The organism is Mycobacterium sp. NGS66 (genome assembly GCF_059812225.1).
The window spans coordinates 131,698-148,786 of sequence record NZ_JCALCG010000011.1; the positions used below are offsets into that span (position 1 = coordinate 131,698).

Below are 17,089 nucleotides of genomic sequence, written 5' to 3' on the forward strand. Positions count from 1 at the left end.
CAAGATACTGCTTTGTTAAGGCAAGTCGGTGGGTGACGTTCCGATTCTTCTCGAAATACGAGAATTCTCTTTTCAGTTTCTTTTTGGGTGTGGCAAAGTAATGGAGTGCGATTCATCGTGGCAATAGCTGCCGCGTTGCTCGGCGCTTGTGTGCTGGCGGCGCCGCCGGCCGTCGCCGGGCCGACCGTATGCGATTACCCCGCCTGCACCCCCGGCATCATGCCGCATCAGGTCCTCGGGGCGCCGTGTGACAACACGACTTATTACGTCTTCGGAACAGCGGACTATTACGTCTCCTTTGCCTCGCAACCCGGACGGCTGATGTTCTGCGGGTCGCCGAGGAGGTACGAGCCGCGATGGTTCCGGTCGCCTCCGATGGCGGGTATCAAGGACGAGGGCGCTGACTGCACCCAGTGGCAGAACTATGTGGCGCAGGCGCCCGATGGCCTATTTCTGGTTTGCATTGCCCACGAGGGTCATACGACCTGGGTTCGCGGCGATACGTAGCTTCCTGGCCTACCAGTTACGGATCGAGCAAAGCACGCCCTTGGGGCCGTCTTTGGAGACGACGACCTTTCCGTCGACGGTGAGAGTGCAGTGCAACTGCGGCGTGCCGGGTTCGGTACCGGTGCTGGCAACGACCATCGCCCACACTTCTGGTTTGGCCAGATCGAGCTCGTAGCTCCATGATTTGCCGGGGGCGAGGTCGGCGTGGATGTTCGGCACGAATTGGTACGGGTTGTGGCTGTAGTCGGAGAACTTCTCCGGTTCCTGGTCGAGGTAATAGATATCGGCGTAAATCGGATGGTCCGCCGTCACGGTGTATTTCACGTGGTGCATGACGGGGTTGTCGTCCGCGCGCGACGACGGCGGCACCGTCAGGCTCGTCGCGGCCGAAAGCATCGCCAGCCCCGCGGCCAGCACCGTTTTCGTAGTTACCATGCGCCGGTCTCCATTGCGCGATATCGGATTTCTACTCAGCGGATATTAGCACCGCCCTTGCGTTTTCAAGACCCGAACGTTGCTGATCACAGTCTCAGCGCTAGGCGCGATTCTCGTGGCGGCGTTCACCCGAGACGTGGGGCGTGCGATGCAGGCCGAGCAGGCGCCGGCTCAGGTCGGTAAGGCGGTCCAGCAGTGTGTCGTCGTCGATATCGGCGACCAGTGGGTGCATGACTGCGCTGCTGATCGCCCCGGAGAACATGGCCGCCTCGATCTGCCCGTCCAGGCCAGCGTCGCTCAGCAGCACTCGATACAGGCGCTCCATGAAACGTTGGAATGGTTCGTGTTCGGCCAGCAATCGGACGACGACGGGATCGAACTGCAGGGTCCGCACCAGCCGGCGGTCGCGAACCGCCATCTCGACAACCCGTACCAACAGCGCATCTCGCGCTTCGGGCCCATCTCCATGTGCCTCGGCTTCCTCGAGCGCCGGGCTCAGCCGACTGAGTTCGCGCTCGGTGACGGCGAGCACGATCTGCTCCTTGGTCCGGAACTGGTGATACACAGCCGCTTTCGTGATTCCCACCGCATCGGCGATCATCTGCAGCGAGGTACCGCTGACACCGTGCTGGGCGAACAGATCCAGCGCGGCATCGAGGACACGTGTGCGGGCCGCGCTGTGCTGGACGACCCGTAGGGTCCCGTCGGTGATGGGCTGTCGTGCCGTTGCCACACAACGAGACTAGACGACAGGTATTGACCCTGGCTAGCCGATCGGCTAGTTTCGGCTGACAGCCGAGGGGAGCGGTGCGATTTGTCGCCGGAAGGAAGTCCTTGATGTCTGAGATCACCGACAGCGGCGACAACGATGCAGAAGGTCGGCAATCGCCGAGATCTTCGGACGCTGCACTGCGACGCCTCGACGGTGAAGTCATCCTGCTCTGGACGTTGCCGGTGACCGGAATCCTTTGGATTGCCAGCTTTTTCCTCTTTCCGGGCTTCCATCCGCCGATGTCACCCACCATGTCTGCGGACCAGGTCGCCGCGTTCTACAGCGATCCGGCCCATCTTCCGCAGGTTCGGTACAGCATGATCCTGTTCAACTGGTTCGGCGTCTGCCTGGTCCCGTTTCTGACCTTGATCGTTATCCAGATCCGCCGAATGGCACATCGGACGCCGATCTTCTCCTACGCCATGCTGGGTTGCGTGGCCGGTGGTCCGACCTTGTTCCTCATCGCCGACATCTGCTGGCTGCTGGCTGCGTTTCGCCCGGAACGGCGTCCCGAGCTGACGCAGCTGCTCAACGATTTGGGCTGGATCACCTTCACGATCCTGGTTCCCTTTCTGATCGGGCAAAGCGTGATCCTGGCGTTGGCAATCTATTTCGACGATCAGCCGGACCCGATCTTCAAGCATTGGGTGGCCCACTTCAATCTGTTGGTGGCGCTTGCGCTGGTGCCCGCAGCCTTCGTCGGCGCAGCCTTGACCGGGCCGCTGGCGTGGGACGGGTTCCTGTCGTTCTGGGTGAAAAACGTTGCCATTGCAGTCTGGATCGCTGTGATGGGCGTTGCAGTGGGAAAGGCCGTTTATCGTGAGCGCGCCGAGTATCGCCGGCGTGGAGAAGAACTGGTCAGCGCATGAGCGCGGTGCTGACACCGCAAGCATCCCCGGCCGCCGCGCCATCGGGTCCCTTGCATCGCCGGGTCGCCTGGCACTTGCGGCACAATCCCAAGCGCGAGCTGTGGTTGGCCTGGTGGACGCTGCTTGTCTTCTACAACGTATTCTTTCCGGTGTTTTTCATAGTGGCGCAAGTCCAACCGCCTCCGCAGCCCACGTGGGACCTAGCGACGCAACTCCATTGGTTCCATGAACGCCAGCTCGGGATACCCATTGGCTTCGGCGTCATTTTCGCCATCGGCGGCGTGACCGCGATCAACAACGCTCTCATCGCATACTCCATGCGACGAATGTCGGTCAGCCGGGCGTTCGCATACTCGTATCTGGTTATCTACTCGCTCGCCGCGGTTCCCGGCCTGTTCCTGCTCTGTATTGCGCTTATCGTCGGGACACTGCGGCCAGAGCGCGACCCTGAGGCGGTCGGTTGGCTCTACGATTTTGCATTCTTGTCCTTCGACGGGACCATGGGAGTGTTCCTGATCGGCTCGCTGATCTGGATGCTTGCGATTCTGCTCGACAAGAATCGGGTGTTCCCAAAGTGGTTCGGCTATCTCAATCTGTGCAACGCGCTCACCGAGGTCGTCGTAGCACCCTGCTGGATTTTTCGGCGGGGGGTGTTGGCCTGGAATGGTCAGATCGCTTGGTGGCTGGACATGGTCGTGTTCGGTGTCTACCAAGTTACTTTCATCGTCCTGCTGTTTCTGATGATCCGCCGGGAAGACTTCGCCAGTGGGCCCTTACCTGACCTGCCGCGGAAGCACAAGGCGGCAGCCTGATGTCCGAAGTTGCCGAAGCGAGCAAACGAGCCAGGTTCGTGCCTGGTCAGCCGGACATGTGGGCGTTCGTATTGTTCGAGACACTGGTCTTCACAGGGTATTTCGGCTTCTATCTGTTCTACCGGGCCAGAAGCCCTGAGCTTTTCCTGGATGCCCAGGCGCAGCTGGATTTACGGATCGGCGTTTTCAACACGTTGGTGTTGCTGCTGAGCTCCTGGTCAGTGGCGCGCTGCGTTCAGTCTTCGCGCGCGGGAGCGTTCCGGAATGCGCTCCGGGACGTCTATCTCACTGGAGGATTCGCCGCAATTTTCCTGATTCTCAAGGTATTCGAGTGGGCCCGCCTGGCCCGCACGGGAAACGGATTCGACAGCAACGACTTCTTCACCTACTACTTCTTTCTCACCGGAATCCACTTCGTTCACCTGCTGATCGGGTTCGTCGTGCTCGGGGTGGTGGTCTATCAACTTCGCAGCCCGGCCCGGCGGGACCAGCAGCTTGTCGAGACATGCGCCACCTATTGGCACACCGTGGACTTCCTCTGGGTGCTCATCTTTGCGTTGCTCTACGTGGTGAGGTGATCGGGATCAAATTCAACAAGAGGCTGCTGATCGTGTGGGTGGTGCTGGCGTCGCTCACGCTGGCGTATCTGGGAATAGATCATTCTTTCGCTCGGTCGAACACCGCCAGCGCTGTCGTCACGTCAAGCGTCATCGTGATCGCAGTCATCAAGGTGCGCATCATCTTTCGAGAATTCATGGAAGTGCGGCAGGCTCCGGTCTTGCTGTGCCGGCTGACCGACGCCTGGGTCGTGCTTATCGCGGCCAGCCTGCTCGGCTGCTACTTCATCGGCATGCAGGTCGGGTAGTTCCCTGAGTCGTTGATCGGCAGCGAGATCGACGGTAGCACGCAAGTCACTCGCACTTCTTAGCGCTGGCGTCGATCTCGATAGGTCGCAACAGTACGTTCAGCCCACGGACGCTACTGAATCGGCGGTGGTGAATCTGAGGTGCAATTCACTCAGGCCCCGCAGGATGTAAGTCGGCTCGTAGGTGTAACGACGCTCGGCGGCTGGGCCGTGATGGGCTTCGTTGATTTCGATGTGCGGCATCCGGTCCAGGATCCGCTCGATCGAGACACGCCCCTCGACGCGGGCGAGCGGACCGCCGGGACATGAATGCACGCCTCGGGCAAATGCCATGTGTTCGCGAACGTTCTTGCGGCGCAAGTCGAACTCGTGCGGGTTCTCGAACCGGCGCGGGTCGCGGTTGGCGGCACCCGGCAGGATCATCACCACGGTGCCCGCGGGGATGTCGACACCGCCGATGGTGGTTGCCTTGCGCGCCAGCCGCGAGTCGCTCTTGACTGGGCTGTCCATACGTAGCGACTCCTCGATGAACCCGGGAATCAAGCTGCGGTCCTCGCGCAATTGTTGCTGGATGTCCGGCCGGTCGCCGAGTACCTGCAGGGCGGCGCTCAGCAGCTTGGCCGTGGTTTCCTGTCCGGCGGCGAAGAGGAACGTCGCCGAGCGGACGACCTCGATCACCGGTGGTGTCGATCCGTCCGGGTACTTCGCCTCCGCGAGGAAGGTCAGCACATCGCCGCGTGGTTCGCGCCGCCGGTCCTCGATGTAGGAGCAGAACTTGTCGTCGAGCCATTCCAGCGGATTGATGCCGATGAATTTGTGGTCCAGGGCGCCCACCTGGCCGGCACCCAAGGCGGCGCGAAAGTCCTTGTGGTCCTCCTCGGGGACGCCGAGCAGGTCCGCGATCACCAACGTGGCGAACGGCTTTGAGTATTCGGAGATGAACTCGCACTCACCGTTGGCGAGGAACTCATCGAGCTGGCGGTCGGCCAGGCGCCACATGAACTCCTCGTTCTGCTTCAGCCGGCTCGGGGTCAGCAGCTTGCTCAACACCGATCGAGCGCGCGTGTGGTCCGGGGGGTCCATCGTGACCATGTGCTCGAACATCGGAAAGTAACTACGGTGCTGATCGATCTGGGGACTGATGTCGTCGCCCTCCGGTTGGAAGGGCAACGGGGGAAACGGGCCGCCTAGCGCAACGATGTTAGAGAACGTGTCGGGGTCCTTATAGATCTCGGTGGCTTCTTCGTATCCGGTGACGGCGACGACGCCATGATGCGGTAGCCGCAGCACGGGGTTCTTGCTGCGCAAATAGTCGAAGTAGGGGTGCGGGTCGGGAACCAGAGACGGATCGGTGAAGAAGTCGATCGAGTCGTAGTCGCTCATCGAATTGCGTCCCCCTGGGCTAGGTCGCCGGTGGTGTTCGGCGGCAAGCGCCACCGCCGCCCGATCGCGAGATCGAAAGTGCTGAGCACCTGCTTAGCATGGCGGTAATGTCAGGGTCAAGATCACCACGCCCCGGCGACGGGACCCGCTCGCTACGCTTTGGCAAGGTGATTTCGGAATGTCGATGAAGGCGTCGAGGGACGGAGAAAAGGCATGGCATCGTCTTCCGGGGCCCGCAGGATCGGCGCGCCGGACGCGAAGAATCGCGGCCTGCTGCTCGACGCGGCCGAACAGCTGATGCTCGAGGAGGGCTACGCCGCGGTGACCTCGCGACGTCTCGCGAACAAGGCCGGGCTGAAACCTCAGCTGGTGCACTATTACTTCCGCACGATGGAGGACTTGTTCCTCGAAGTCTTTCGCCGCCGCGCCGAAGAAGGTCTTCGGGTGCAGGCCCAGGCGCTGCAATCGGCCCAGCCGTTGTGGGCGTTGTGGCGGTTCGGCACCGATCCCGCATTCACCCGGATTTCGATGGAATTCATGGCGCTGGCGAATCATCGCAAGGAGCTGCGAGCCGAAATCGCTTACTACGCAGAACGTTTCCGTGAGGAGCAACGGCAAGCAGTGACGGCTGCGCTGCAGCGCTACGGGGTCGACCGTAGCGACGTGCCACCGGTGGTGTGGACGGTGTTCATGACCAGCCTGTCGCGAATGCTGGTGCTCGAGCAAGCGATCGGCATGTCTGGCGGGCACGCCGAGACCATGGCACTGGTGGAGAACTATCTGCGCCGCCTGGAAGGCGAGCCACAGCCGGTCTCCGGCGTACCGCAAACGTGGGTGGTTCACCAGTTGCGCAGCGAAGCGCCGCTGGCTTCGTCGTCGAGCGCGACAACTTCCCCGTCAACTCGCCAGTGAAATTACGGCAAGCCCCCAGCCCGCCGCGAACTCGCGGTGCGGTTCATTACCTGCTCTGCGGCGCGCCAATGGGCGTCGGCAACCCACAGCCGGGCAAAAGACGCTATTGCCTCGTCCGGTGAAACCCCGTTGATTACGCGCTTTATCTCGCTCGCCGGGTGACGGGCCAGCGACCGGGCGACCGATCGCCAGCCCTCGTCGAATGCAGAGCGGGGGAATACCAGATCCACCAGGCCGATTCGCTCGGCCTCGGCGGCGTCCAACGCCCGTCCGGTGCCTGCCAGAAGAAGCGCTCGGCCCTTTCCGACCAGGTCGGCCAACCGCTCGGCGCCGCCCCACGCCGGCATGATTTCCAGCTCTACCTGGTTGAAGGCGATCTTGATGTCGTCGGCCGCCAGTCGGATGTCGGCGGCGACGGCGACCTCGGCGCCGCCACCGAAGGCATGGCCGTTCAACGCAGCGATCACCGGAGCCGGGAAGCTCGCGAGCTGGTCGCAGATCGAGCGCATCCGCTTGGCCATCGCTGCGGCGTCTTCCTCGGTGCGCAGTGCGCTCAACTCCTTGAGGTCACCGCCCGACACGAAAGCCCGATCGCCGCCGCCTTTGATGACCAAGGCCCGTGCGCCGGTTGCCGCGTCGAGGGCGTTCTCCAACTGATGCATGGTGTCCATCGCGATCGCATTACGCGCATGTGGGCGATCGATCGTGAGCACCGCCAACCCCGGGACGAGATCGTCGGCCTCGAGGTCCACCATGGGCGATTGCTCCTCCGGATGAGAACAACTGATATTGGCATTCTCTCTGATGGAGAATAACATCATCGCCGCAGGTCGAGAACGTTCCGCTACAAGGAGGCGCCCAGTGTGGATCCGGATCGCGCTGGCGGCGGGGGCCGTCGTCTCGCTGGCGGCATGCGCTACACAGCCTCCGGCCCCCAGCGCCAGCACAGCGTCGGTGACCGTCGACGGCAAGGAGAAGAAGTTCAACCAAGTCAAGTGCACGCAGGTGGAGTGGCTTCGGACGATCGACATCGGCGGCGACTTCTCCGGAGCCAAAGTGCTGCTCGATGGACGCCACGAGCCCGTTACCGCTCAGTCCGTGCGCATTCAGAATGTGGGCGGCTTTACCGGCATGTACTCGCAAGGCGACGGAAGCGACGCGGCGCAGACAAGTTTCAGCGGAGGCAAATTCAAGATCTCCGGTACGGCCCACGGATCCAAGGCCGACAAACCGAACGAACCGGAAACCGCCACCTTCAAGGTCGCCGGGACGTGCTGACCGTTTCCCGGTCCCGGGCGACGTTGCGATCCACGGTCGTTAGAGAATACAATTCTCAAAAATCGCGAAGGAGAATTTCATGGGTCAGTTGTCGCATCGGGAGGACGTCCCGTTCCCCATCTTTGATGCGGATAACCATCTCTACGAGCCGCCAGAGGCGCTGACAAAGTACCTGCCGAAGGAGTACAAGGACTTCGTCCAGTACGTGCAGGTCAACGGGCGCACCAAGATCGCGATCCGCGGCCACATCAGCAACTACATTCCGAACCCGACCTTCGAGGTCGTCGCCCGGCCGGGCGCCTGGGAAGAGTACTTCAAGTACGGCAACCCGGACGGTAAGAGCAAGCGCGAGCTGTTCGGTGAGCCGATGCGCGCAATCCCCGCGTTTTTCGAGCCCGGCCCGCGCCTGGAGAAGATGAACGAGCTGGGCCTTGACCGCACGCTGATGTTCCCGACGCTGGCCAGCCTGCTCGAGGAGCGGCTGCGCGACGACCCAGTCGCCGTCCACGTCCTGATCCACGCGCTCAACCAGTGGCTCGATGAGGTCTGGGGCTTCAACTACCAGAACCGGATCTTCACCACCCCGGTCATCACCCTGCCGATCGTCGAGAAGGCGATCGAAGAACTGGAATGGGCGGTCAAGCGCGGCGCCCGCGCCATCCTGATCCGCCCGGCGCCGGTCCCCGGCTTCCGCGGCCCGAGGTCGTTCGCGGTGCCGGAGTTCGACCCGTTCTGGGAGCGGGTCGTCGAGCACGACGTGCTGGTGGGCATGCACTCCAGCGACAGCGGCTACTCCCGCTACACCTCCGAGTGGGACGGCGCCGAACAAGAGATGCTGCCCTTCCAAACCAACGCGATGGGCATCCTCAACGAGTGGCGGCCAATCCAGGATGCGGTGGGCTCCTGGGTGATTCACGGCGCGCTCTACCGCCACCCGAAGCTGAAGGTCGCGATTGTCGAGGCCGGCTCGAAGTGGATGACCCCGCTGCTGGACGGGCTGGCCGAGGTCTTCCGGAAGGCCCCGGAGGTTTTCCCGAGCGATCCGGTCGAGATGGTCAAGAACCGCATCCACGTGAGCCCGTTCTTCGAGGACGGCATCGACGATCTGGTCAACCTCGTCGGCGTGGACCGGGTGCTGTACGGCTCGGACTGGCCGCATCCGGAAGGCCTGGCGGAGCCGACCTACTACGTCAATGCGCTGTCGCACCTGCCCGTCGAGGATCAGGCAAAGATCATGGGCGGCAACCTTGGTCGGCTCGTCACCGTGTGACGAATAGCGCACGGTGGGAGACCATCCCCGAGATGGTCTTGAGCGCGGCGGACCGTTTCGGTGACGCGGAGGCGGTTGTCGACGGTCCGCTGCGCCTCACATTCGCCGAATTGATACAGCGGATACGCTGTGCCGCTGGGGCTTTCGCCGACCTAGGCATCGGTAAGGGCGATCGGGCCGCGATCTGGGCGCCGAACTGCGCCGAGTGGATCATTGCGGCGTTCGGATTGCTCACCGCGGGCGGCGTACTGGTCCCTGTCAACACGCGGTTCAAGGCCGACGAAGCAGGCGACATCATCGCCCGCAGCGGCGCGAAAGTCGTACTGGTGCAAAAGGATTTTCTGGGCCAGGACTACACCGCGCCCGCCGGCACGCCGGTGATCGATTTGAAGTCAGGCTTCTTGTCCAGCGGCTCGCCGTTCGAACGGTCGGTGGCGGGCACCGACGTCGCCGACATCATCTTCACCTCGGGCACCACCGGCCGCCCGAAGGGCGCGATGATGAATCACCAACAGACGCTGCGGATGTACGAAGAGTGGGCGACACTCGCGGACCTGCGCGAGGGTGACCGCTATCTGATGATCAACCCGTACTTCCACACGTTCGGCCTGAAGGCGGGACTGGTTGCCTCCTTCCTGCGGGGCGCCACGATGCTGCCAGTCGCAGTCTTCGACATCGACACGGTCGTGGATCTCATTGCACGCGAACACATTACGATGCTTCCCGGCCCACCCACGCTGTACCACTCGTTACTGACCGTGCGCGACAAGTCCAAACTGTCGACCTTGCGGGCCGGCGTGACCGGGGCTGCCGACATCCCGGTCGAACTGGTCCGCCGCATTCATGGCGAACTGCCGTTCCGAACGTTGATGACCGGTTACGGCCTGACCGAGGCCGGCAACGTGACCCTGTCCCGGCCCGGCGATTCCTTCGAGGACGTGGCCACCACCGCGGGCCTGCCCTGCGACGGTGTGGAGGTGCGCATCGGTGACGACGGCGAAATTCTGGTGCGCGGATACAACGTCATGCAGGGCTATCTCGACGATCCGGTAGCTACCGCCGAAGCGATCGATGCCGACGGCTGGCTGCACACCGGGGATCTGGGGAACCTGGATGACGCCGGTCGCCTGCGCGTGGTGGGCCGCAAGAAGGACATGTTCATCGTGGGCGGATTCAACGCCTACCCGGCTGAAATCGAGGGCTTTCTGCTGAGTCACGAGGCGGTCGCCCAGGCGGCGGTGATCGGGGTGCCCGACGAACGGCTTGGACAGGTCGGCAAGGCATTCGTCGTGCGCAAGGGCGATCTCGATGCCGACGAATTGATCGGTTGGTGTCGCGAGCGGATGGCGGGATTCAAGGTGCCCCGATCGGTGGAGTTTCTCGAGGAGCTGCCGCTGAATGCCACCGGCAAGGTAGTCAAAGACCTGTTGCGTTAGCCCATGCCCGGTAGAGTGACCCGAAACGGGTGAAGGGTCAACTGCATTGAGCACCGGCATCATTCAGTCGATGGTGATCGCATCGGACTACCGTGTGCCGGACCCGAGCCGAGTGTGGCCGCTGCTGCAGAACAACAAATCCGCCCTGGCCGACATCGGCGCGCACTACGTAATGGTCTACACCTCAACGCATGACTACGGCCGGGTGCTGGTGATGATCGGGGTGCACACCCCTGAGCCGATCGTTGAGCTGCTGCGCTCGCGGGTCTTCTTCGATTGGTTCGATGCCGTCGGCGTCGACGACATTCCCGCGGTCTTCGCCGGGGCGATCGTCGACAAGATCGTTGCCGGGCCGCAGCCGAAACCTTCGGCGCCGGCAGCGCCGGGAGTCGTGGTGGCCGCTATGGCGTCCGTCGACAACGTCGGGACGCTGATCGCAGGGGTGCATTCGGCGATGGACCGGTTTGTCGCGGCCGGCATCCGAAAGACGTGGATTTTCCAGGCCTTCGACGACCACGACGAGGTCTTCATCCTGCAGGAGTTTCCCGACGAGGACAGCGCACGGGAGTGGATAGAGCATCCCGACGCCGCGGCGCAATGGATGACCGGCGCAGGCGTGGGCGCCTACCCGCCGTTGTTCGTCGGCCGGTTCTTCGACATGATGCGCATCCAGCCGGAGTGAGTTTGATGTGGGTGTGCCTGTGTAACGGAATCACCAGTCAGATGGTGAGCGAGGCCGTCGCCGCGGGGGCATCGACGACAAAGGCCGTCGCGCAAGCGTGCGGGGCGGGCGCCGACTGTGGGCGATGCCGGCGCACAGTCCGCGCGATGATCACCTCGGCGAGCGCGGGCAAAACCGAAGCATGGTTGCATCGAGATCGACGGTAGCGCGGAAAAATGCGAGGCGTCACGCCAGTCGATCTCGGCGTCGAGGTGGTCTACCGGGCGGCCGCCGTGCTCAGGGCGCAGGGCGCGCGAGCTAATGTCCACGTCCGGGCGGCGGCGACATGGGTCCCACGAGTTGCGCTAACAGCGGCGGGATTTCGAGCCGTGGCAGGACCACCTCGACCAGCACCATGCGGTCCCGATGCTGGGCGGCGGCGCTGAGCGCGTCGTCGAGTTCGCCATAGTTCTCCGCCCGAAATGCCAAGTGCTTGGCAATCCCTAGGGCCTCGGGGATCTCGGTCCAGTTCCAATTGGCAATGTCGTTGTAGGGGGCCGTCTTTCCGTGGATCGCCCGCTCGACCGTGTAGCCGTCATTGTTGACCACGACGATCACCGGACTCAAGCCTTCGCGGAAGAAGGTGCTCAGCTCTTGCACGGTCAGCTGCGCGGCCCCGTCGCCGATCAGCAACACCGTCCTGCGCTCCGGATGCGCCACCGCGGCCCCGACCGCGGCGGGCAGCGTGTAACCGATTGAGCCCCACAAGGGTTGACCGATGAAGGTGACGCCTTGCGGCAACCGGTGGTCGGCCATGCCGTAGAACGAAGTCCCCTGATCTGCCAGCACCACATTGCCAGGGGTGAGCGCATAGCAAAGCCGATCCCACACCATCTGCTGGGTAAGCGGCTCATCGCGCGCCGGTGTGGGCGTGGGCGGAGGCGCGGGCGGCGCGGCAACTGGGGGAGAGGTGACGTTGCGCCCCTTCAGGATCGTGGTCAGCGCGCGCAGCGCCGCATCCATTTCCAGCGGTGCGAACACCTCGTCGGCCACGCTGCTCTGGTACTGCCCGATGTCGATCGTGCGGCCGGGGTCAATTCGCTGACTGAAGAAGCCGCTGACCATGTCGGTGAACACCACCCCGGCCGTCACCAGCACCGGCGCCTCCTCGATTGCCGTGCGCACCCGTTCATGGCTGGCCGCTCCGGCGTAGATTCCCAGAAAGTTGGGCGAGCTCTCGTCGAGCAGGCTTTTGCCCCACATCAGCGTGGCGTGCGGGACCACGTCGGCTGCCAGCAGCGCCTCCAGCTCGTCGACCGCCTGCAACCGATGCACCAGCAAGTCGGCGAGCACCGTCAACTGGTGGTCGCCGATCAATTTTGCGGCGGCCTCGGTGAACAGCGACAGCGCGCGCGGACTGGTGCCCCCGGTTGGATGCGGCAGCGCTGCGCTGGGTGGTTCGGTGGGGAAGCGTGCCACGTCGGTGGACATCAGGATGTATCCGGGCCGCTTCTGCTCGCGTACCTCGATCAGGACCCGGTCGATTTCTCGGCACGCCGTTGCCGGCATGAGATTCGTTTGGGCGCAGGTTATTTCGCGGCTGATCCGGAAGAAGTGCTCGAAGTCGCCGTCGCCGAGCGAGTGGTGCAGTGCCCGACGGGTACCCTGGGCGTCCTTGGACGGGCCGCCGACGATGTGCACCACCGGCACGTGTTCGGCGTAGCTTCCGGCAATCGCATTGGCCAGGGAAAGCTCGCCCACGCCGAATGTCGTTACCACAGCTGACATTCCGCGCAGGCGTCCATACCCGTCGGCGGCATAGCCGGCGTTGAGCTCGTTGGTGCTTCCCACCCAGCGAATGGCCGGGTGCGCGACGATGTGGTCGAGGAATCGCAGGTTGTAGTCGCCGGGCACACCGAAGATTTCCGAGACGCCGAGTTCGGCCAGGCGGTCCAGAAGATAATCGCCGACGGTGTAGTCGGCGTCGCTGGTCGGATCAGTCACGAGCACGACGGTACGCCGTCGAAACCGTGCCCGTCGGGACGCCGTTTCGCTATGGTGCGGGCATGGCAATCAAAGAATCCCGCGACATCGTCATCGAAGCCAGTCCCGAGGAGATCTTGGACGTCATCGCCGACTTCGAAGCGATGCCGGAGTGGTCCGAGCCCCATCAAAGCGCCGAGATTCTCGAGACCGGAGCCGACGGCCGGCCCAGCAAAGTCAAGATGAAGGTCAGGACGGCGGGTATCACCGACGAGCAAGTGGTGGCCTACACCTGGAGCGGCAACGAGGTGACCTGGACCCTGGTCAGTTCAGCACAGCAGAAGTCGCAGGACGGCAAGTACACCCTCGTCCCCCAAGACGACGGCACCCTGGTCAAGATGGAGATCACCGTCGACCCGAACGTTCCGCTGCCCGGCTTCGTGCTCAAGCGCGCCGTCAAGGGGTCGATCGATTCGGCGACCAAAGGGTTGCGCGACCGGGTGTTGAAGGTGAAGAAGGGTAAGTAGCCGCATGGTTGACGCGGGGCCGCTGGCCGGCGTCCGGGTGATCGAACTCGGCGGAATCGGACCCGGGCCACACGCGGGCATGGTGCTCGCCGACCTCGGGGCCGACGTGGTGCGGGTGCGCCGGCCCGGCGGGCTGCAGATGCCGTCCGAGGATCGCGACCTGCTGCATCGCGGGAAGCGGATCGTCGACCTGGACGTCAAGACGCAGCCGCAGACGCTGCTAGAGCTGGCCGCCAAGGCCGACGTGTTGCTCGACTGTTTCCGGCCCGGAACGTGCGAACGCCTGGGCATCGGGCCTCAGGACTGCGCGGCGGTCAACCCGCGACTGATCTTTGCGCGCATCACCGGGTGGGGACAGGACGGACCGCTGGCCCCGACCGCGGGTCACGACATCAATTACCTGTCGCAGACGGGGGCGCTGTCGGCGCTGGGCTACCGCGACCGGCCGCCCATGCCGCCGTTGAATCTCGTCGCCGACTTCGGCGGCGGCTCGATGCTGGTGCTGCTGGGCATCGTTGCCGCGCTGTACGAGCGCGAACGGTCGGGCAAAGGCCAGGTCGTCGACGCGGCGATGGTCGACGGGGTCAGTGTGCTCGCCCAGATGATGTGGACCATGAAGTCCACCGGGGCGCTGCGCGACGAGCGCGAGTCGTTTCTGCTCGACGGCGGCGCTCCCTTCTACCGCTGCTACGAAACCTCCGACGGCAAGTACATGGCCGTCGGCGCCATCGAGCCGCAATTCTTCGCGGCGTTGCTGGCCGGACTCGGCCTGACGCCCGACGAGGTGCCCAGCCAGCTGGACATCGGGTCCTATCCCCGGATGCACGATCTGTTCGCCCAACGATTCGCCAGTCGTACCCGCGAGGAGTGGACGCAGATCTTCGCCGGCACCGACGCGTGCGTCACGCCGGTGTTGACCTGGAGCGAAGCCGGCGACAACGAGCATTTGAAGGCGCGGTCCACGGTGATCACCGCCCACGGTGTAGTCCAGGCCGCACCCGCGCCCCGATTTTCCCGGACACCGGCCGGACCGGTCGGGCCACCACCGGCCACCACCACGCCGCTCGCTGAAATCGACTGGTAACCAAGTAATTGCACTAAATAAGTGCACCAGTGGTGCTAGTTTGGCATCAGTGGCTGTACAAGCATCGCGGGAAATTGTGATTGACGCGCCGCCGGAAGTGATCATGCAGGCGTTGGGCGAAGTCGATGTCTTGTCGGAATGGTCGCCACTGCACAAGCGGGTGGAGGTGCTCGACCGCTATCCGGACGGCAAGCCGCATCACGTGAAGGCCACCGTCAAAATCATGGGGCTGGTGGACAACGAAATACTGGAATACCACTGGGGTCCCGACTGGGTGGTGTACGACGTCGAAGCGACGTTCCAGCAGCGTGGTCAACACATCGAGTACCAGGTCCGGCCCGAGGGGGTGGACAAGAGCCGGGTGCGATTCGATATCACGGTAGATCCGTCGGGGCCGATTCCGGGTTTCATCGTCAAGCGTGCGACCAAGGTTGTGCTGGACGCCGCGACCGAGGGCCTGCGAAAGTGGGTCGCGAACAAAGAGGCCGTCCAAAACAGCGAGGACTGATCGTCGTGTCTTTTGCAGCGGTCGGATTGCTAATTTTGGACTAGTGGCAGTACAAGCGTCGCGAGAGATCATCATTGATGCGCCGCCGGAAGTGATCCTGGACGCGCTCGCCGATATCGGCTCGGTTCCGGTGTGGTCGTCGGTGCACAAGCGCGCCGAGGTCATCGACACCTATCCCGACGGGCGCCCGTACCACGCCAAAGTCACGGTCAAGGTGATCGGCATCGTCGATCAGCAAGTGCTCGAATTCCATTGGGGGCCCGACTGGATGGTGTGGGACGCGCAGCGGACCGTGCACCAGCACGGCCAGCACGTCGAGTACACCATGCACCTCGAGGGCGAGGACCGCACGCGGGTGCGGTTCGAGATCACCCTGGAGCCGTCGGCGCCGTTGCCGGAGTTTCTGGTGAAACGAGCGCGTAAGAAGGTGTTGAGCGCGGCCACCGAGGGGCTGCGCGACTTCGTCATGAACCGCAAGTAGCGTTGCGGAGCTTGCCCAGGCGCCGGATCGCCTCGTCGAGAGTGTCATCGGTTTTGCAAAAGGTGAAGCGTACCAGGTGATTCCAGATGTCGGCGTAGGCCGCATCCGGATCGCAGAACGCCGACATCGGGATGGCGGCCACCCCGACTTTCTGCGGTAAGGCTGCGCAGAATGTGGTGCTGTCGGTATAGCCCAGCGGGCGCGGGTCGGCGCACAGAAAATAGGTGCCGTAGCTGTCGTGGACCGCGAAGCCGATGTCGGCCAGGCCCGCCGCCAGTCGATCGCGTCTGGCCTGCAGCCGGGTTCTCAGTGCCGTCACCCAGGCATCCTGGGTATTCAGCGCCAACGCCACCGCGGGCTGCAGCGGAGCGCCGCCGACGTAGCTCAGATATTGCTTGGCCGCGCGCACTCCGGCGATGAGTTGCCTTGGGCCGCAAGCCCATCCGATCTTCCAGCCGGTACAGTTGAACATCTTGGCCGCACTGGAGATGGTGACGGTTCGTTCGGCCATCCCGTCGAAACCGGCCAGCGGTAGGTGTTCGGCATGGTCGAACACCAGGTGCTCGTATACCTCGTCGGTGATCACCAAAAGGTCTGCGGCTACAGCGATTTCGGCGATCGCGGCCAGCTCGGTGGCGCTGTACACCGCGCCGGTCGGGTTGTGCGGGGAGTTGACGATCAGCGCACGGGTCCGCGGTGTGAGCGCGCGCCGTAGGGCGTCGGTATCCAGAGCGAAGCCGCGACCGTCGGGGACCAGCGGCACGGGCACTCTCCGGGCGCCGGCCATCGCCACCACCGGCGAGTAGGAGTCGTAGAACGGCTCGATGAGCAGAACGTCTGAGCCGGGTTCGACGAGCCCGAGGACCGCTGAGGCGATGGCTTCGGTGGCGCCGACCGTCACGAGCACCTCGGCCTCCGGGTCGTAGTCGATGCCGAAGTGCCGTTGGCGCTGGGCGGCGATCGCCTCGCGCAGTGGCAGGATGCCGAGGCCAGGTGGGTACTGGTTGACGCCGCCGGCGATGGCGTCTTGGGCGGCCTTGAGCATCTCCGGCGGCCCGTCCTCGTCGGGAAAGCCCTGTCCGAGGTTCACCGCGCCGATGCGGGCGGCCAGCGCTGACATCTCGGCGAACACCGTGGTGGCGTAGGGCCGCAGCCGCGACACCGTCATGGTCGTCGAGCTTAAGCGCCGTTGGCCCCATCGAGCGTGCGGGCAGCTGCACGGTCGGTGGCGAATGTGCGGCCCGCCGCACATTCGTGGGACCGGACCGGGGCGCTGACCGGCCAAAACCCGCCCAACCAACAGGTT

The 17,089-nt window shown here is 63.8% G+C and carries 21 protein-coding genes; 15 read left to right on the plus strand and 6 right to left on the minus strand.

What is annotated here, in order from left to right; all coding sequences use genetic code 11:
- Nucleotides 1–117: 117 nt before the first annotated feature.
- A complete protein-coding gene (locus tag AC5Y2L_RS19680; protein WP_499937308.1) occupies nt 118–507 on the plus strand; it encodes a hypothetical protein in 390 nt (129 codons plus the stop codon).
- A 9-nt stretch (nt 508–516) separates the two neighbouring features.
- Here the strand turns inward: AC5Y2L_RS19680 and AC5Y2L_RS19685 are convergent, their stop codons facing one another.
- Both AC5Y2L_RS19685 and AC5Y2L_RS19690 read right to left on the minus strand, forming a co-directional pair.
- The gene (locus tag AC5Y2L_RS19685; protein ID WP_499937494.1) at nt 517–903 is read right to left on the minus strand and encodes an Rv2576c family protein; all 387 of its coding nucleotides are present in this window, start codon (nt 901–903) and stop codon (nt 517–519) included.
- 139 nt (nt 904–1,042) lie between these two features.
- Nucleotides 1,043–1,675, minus strand: coding sequence for a TetR/AcrR family transcriptional regulator (locus tag AC5Y2L_RS19690; RefSeq protein ID WP_499937306.1), 633 nt, complete (start codon nt 1,673–1,675; stop codon nt 1,043–1,045).
- 113 nt (nt 1,676–1,788) lie between these two features.
- On the opposite strand from AC5Y2L_RS19690, the gene AC5Y2L_RS19695 reads away from it, so the two are divergent.
- The 4 genes from AC5Y2L_RS19695 to AC5Y2L_RS19710 are packed head-to-tail and all read left to right on the plus strand — an operon-like array spanning nt 1,789 to nt 4,260.
- Nucleotides 1,789–2,583, plus strand: coding sequence for a hypothetical protein (locus AC5Y2L_RS19695; protein WP_499937493.1), 795 nt, complete (start codon nt 1,789–1,791; stop codon nt 2,581–2,583).
- The gene (locus AC5Y2L_RS19700; protein WP_499937304.1) at nt 2,580–3,395 is read left to right on the plus strand and encodes a hypothetical protein; all 816 of its coding nucleotides are present in this window, start codon (nt 2,580–2,582) and stop codon (nt 3,393–3,395) included. The genes AC5Y2L_RS19695 and AC5Y2L_RS19700 overlap by 4 nt, the downstream gene beginning before the upstream one ends.
- The gene (locus AC5Y2L_RS19705; RefSeq protein WP_499937302.1) at nt 3,395–3,973 is read left to right on the plus strand and encodes a cytochrome c oxidase subunit 3 family protein; all 579 of its coding nucleotides are present in this window, start codon (nt 3,395–3,397) and stop codon (nt 3,971–3,973) included. Before AC5Y2L_RS19700 ends, AC5Y2L_RS19705 begins: the two co-directional genes overlap by 1 nt.
- Nucleotides 3,973–4,260 (plus strand): cytochrome C oxidase subunit IV family protein, encoded by a 288-nt coding sequence (locus AC5Y2L_RS19710; RefSeq protein WP_499937491.1) that lies wholly within the window; start codon nt 3,973–3,975, stop codon nt 4,258–4,260. Before AC5Y2L_RS19705 ends, AC5Y2L_RS19710 begins: the two co-directional genes overlap by 1 nt.
- 99 nt (nt 4,261–4,359) lie before the next feature.
- Here the strand turns inward: AC5Y2L_RS19710 and AC5Y2L_RS19715 are convergent, their stop codons facing one another.
- A complete protein-coding gene (locus AC5Y2L_RS19715; protein WP_499937300.1) occupies nt 4,360–5,643 on the minus strand; it encodes a cytochrome P450 in 1,284 nt (427 codons plus the stop codon).
- 213 nt (nt 5,644–5,856) lie between these two features.
- On the opposite strand from AC5Y2L_RS19715, the gene AC5Y2L_RS19720 reads away from it, so the two are divergent.
- Nucleotides 5,857–6,555 carry a TetR/AcrR family transcriptional regulator gene (locus AC5Y2L_RS19720; RefSeq protein ID WP_499937298.1) on the plus strand — a complete coding sequence of 233 codons (699 nt, stop codon included), beginning with the start codon at nt 5,857–5,859 and terminating at the stop codon, nt 6,553–6,555.
- Between the two features lie 2 nt (nt 6,556–6,557).
- On the opposite strand, the gene AC5Y2L_RS19725 is transcribed toward AC5Y2L_RS19720, so the two are convergent.
- Nucleotides 6,558–7,310: an enoyl-CoA hydratase/isomerase family protein gene (locus AC5Y2L_RS19725; protein ID WP_499937296.1), complete on the minus strand. Its 753-nt coding sequence runs from the start codon at nt 7,308–7,310 to the stop codon at nt 6,558–6,560.
- A 106-nt stretch (nt 7,311–7,416) separates the two neighbouring features.
- On the opposite strand from AC5Y2L_RS19725, the gene AC5Y2L_RS19730 reads away from it, so the two are divergent.
- The 5 genes from AC5Y2L_RS19730 to AC5Y2L_RS19750 all read left to right on the plus strand — a co-directional run bounded on the left by AC5Y2L_RS19730 (nt 7,417) and on the right by AC5Y2L_RS19750 (nt 11,427).
- On the plus strand, nt 7,417–7,833 hold the full coding sequence (locus AC5Y2L_RS19730; RefSeq protein ID WP_499937294.1) for a lipoprotein LpqH: 417 nt from the start codon (nt 7,417–7,419) through the stop codon (nt 7,831–7,833).
- Between the two features lie 79 nt (nt 7,834–7,912).
- Nucleotides 7,913–9,103 (plus strand): amidohydrolase family protein, encoded by a 1,191-nt coding sequence (locus AC5Y2L_RS19735; protein WP_499937292.1) that lies wholly within the window; start codon nt 7,913–7,915, stop codon nt 9,101–9,103.
- Entirely contained in the window at nt 9,100–10,539 is a 1,440-nt protein-coding gene (locus AC5Y2L_RS19740; RefSeq protein ID WP_499937290.1) for a FadD3 family acyl-CoA ligase, read from the plus strand. Before AC5Y2L_RS19735 ends, AC5Y2L_RS19740 begins: the two co-directional genes overlap by 4 nt.
- Before the next feature lie 46 nt (nt 10,540–10,585).
- Complete coding sequence (locus tag AC5Y2L_RS19745; protein WP_499937288.1) at nt 10,586–11,221, plus strand: fatty-acid--CoA ligase; 636 nt, start codon at nt 10,586–10,588, stop codon at nt 11,219–11,221.
- Between the two features lie 5 nt (nt 11,222–11,226).
- Nucleotides 11,227–11,427, plus strand: coding sequence for a (2Fe-2S)-binding protein (locus AC5Y2L_RS19750; RefSeq protein ID WP_499937490.1), 201 nt, complete (start codon nt 11,227–11,229; stop codon nt 11,425–11,427).
- A gap of 91 nt (nt 11,428–11,518) precedes the next feature.
- On the opposite strand, the gene AC5Y2L_RS19755 is transcribed toward AC5Y2L_RS19750, so the two are convergent.
- Nucleotides 11,519–13,210 (minus strand): alpha-keto acid decarboxylase family protein, encoded by a 1,692-nt coding sequence (locus AC5Y2L_RS19755; RefSeq protein ID WP_499937286.1) that lies wholly within the window; start codon nt 13,208–13,210, stop codon nt 11,519–11,521.
- A 56-nt stretch (nt 13,211–13,266) separates the two neighbouring features.
- Between AC5Y2L_RS19755 and AC5Y2L_RS19760 the strand changes: the two genes are divergently transcribed.
- From AC5Y2L_RS19760 to AC5Y2L_RS19775, 4 genes are read left to right on the plus strand one after another with little or no spacing between them, the layout of a single operon-like run.
- Entirely contained in the window at nt 13,267–13,710 is a 444-nt protein-coding gene (locus AC5Y2L_RS19760) for an SRPBCC family protein (RefSeq protein WP_499937285.1), read from the plus strand.
- A 4-nt stretch (nt 13,711–13,714) separates the two neighbouring features.
- A complete protein-coding gene (locus tag AC5Y2L_RS19765; RefSeq protein WP_499937283.1) occupies nt 13,715–14,794 on the plus strand; it encodes a CaiB/BaiF CoA transferase family protein in 1,080 nt (359 codons plus the stop codon).
- A gap of 49 nt (nt 14,795–14,843) precedes the next feature.
- On the plus strand, nt 14,844–15,302 hold the full coding sequence (locus AC5Y2L_RS19770; RefSeq protein ID WP_499937281.1) for an SRPBCC family protein: 459 nt from the start codon (nt 14,844–14,846) through the stop codon (nt 15,300–15,302).
- A 43-nt stretch (nt 15,303–15,345) separates the two neighbouring features.
- Nucleotides 15,346–15,783: an SRPBCC family protein gene (locus AC5Y2L_RS19775; RefSeq protein ID WP_499937279.1), complete on the plus strand. Its 438-nt coding sequence runs from the start codon at nt 15,346–15,348 to the stop codon at nt 15,781–15,783.
- Here the strand turns inward: AC5Y2L_RS19775 and AC5Y2L_RS19780 are convergent.
- The gene (locus AC5Y2L_RS19780) at nt 15,767–16,951 is read right to left on the minus strand and encodes a pyridoxal phosphate-dependent aminotransferase (RefSeq protein ID WP_499937277.1); all 1,185 of its coding nucleotides are present in this window, start codon (nt 16,949–16,951) and stop codon (nt 15,767–15,769) included. The two genes, AC5Y2L_RS19775 and AC5Y2L_RS19780, sit on opposite strands and share 17 nt — an antisense overlap.
- Between the last annotated feature and the right edge of the window lie 138 nt (nt 16,952–17,089).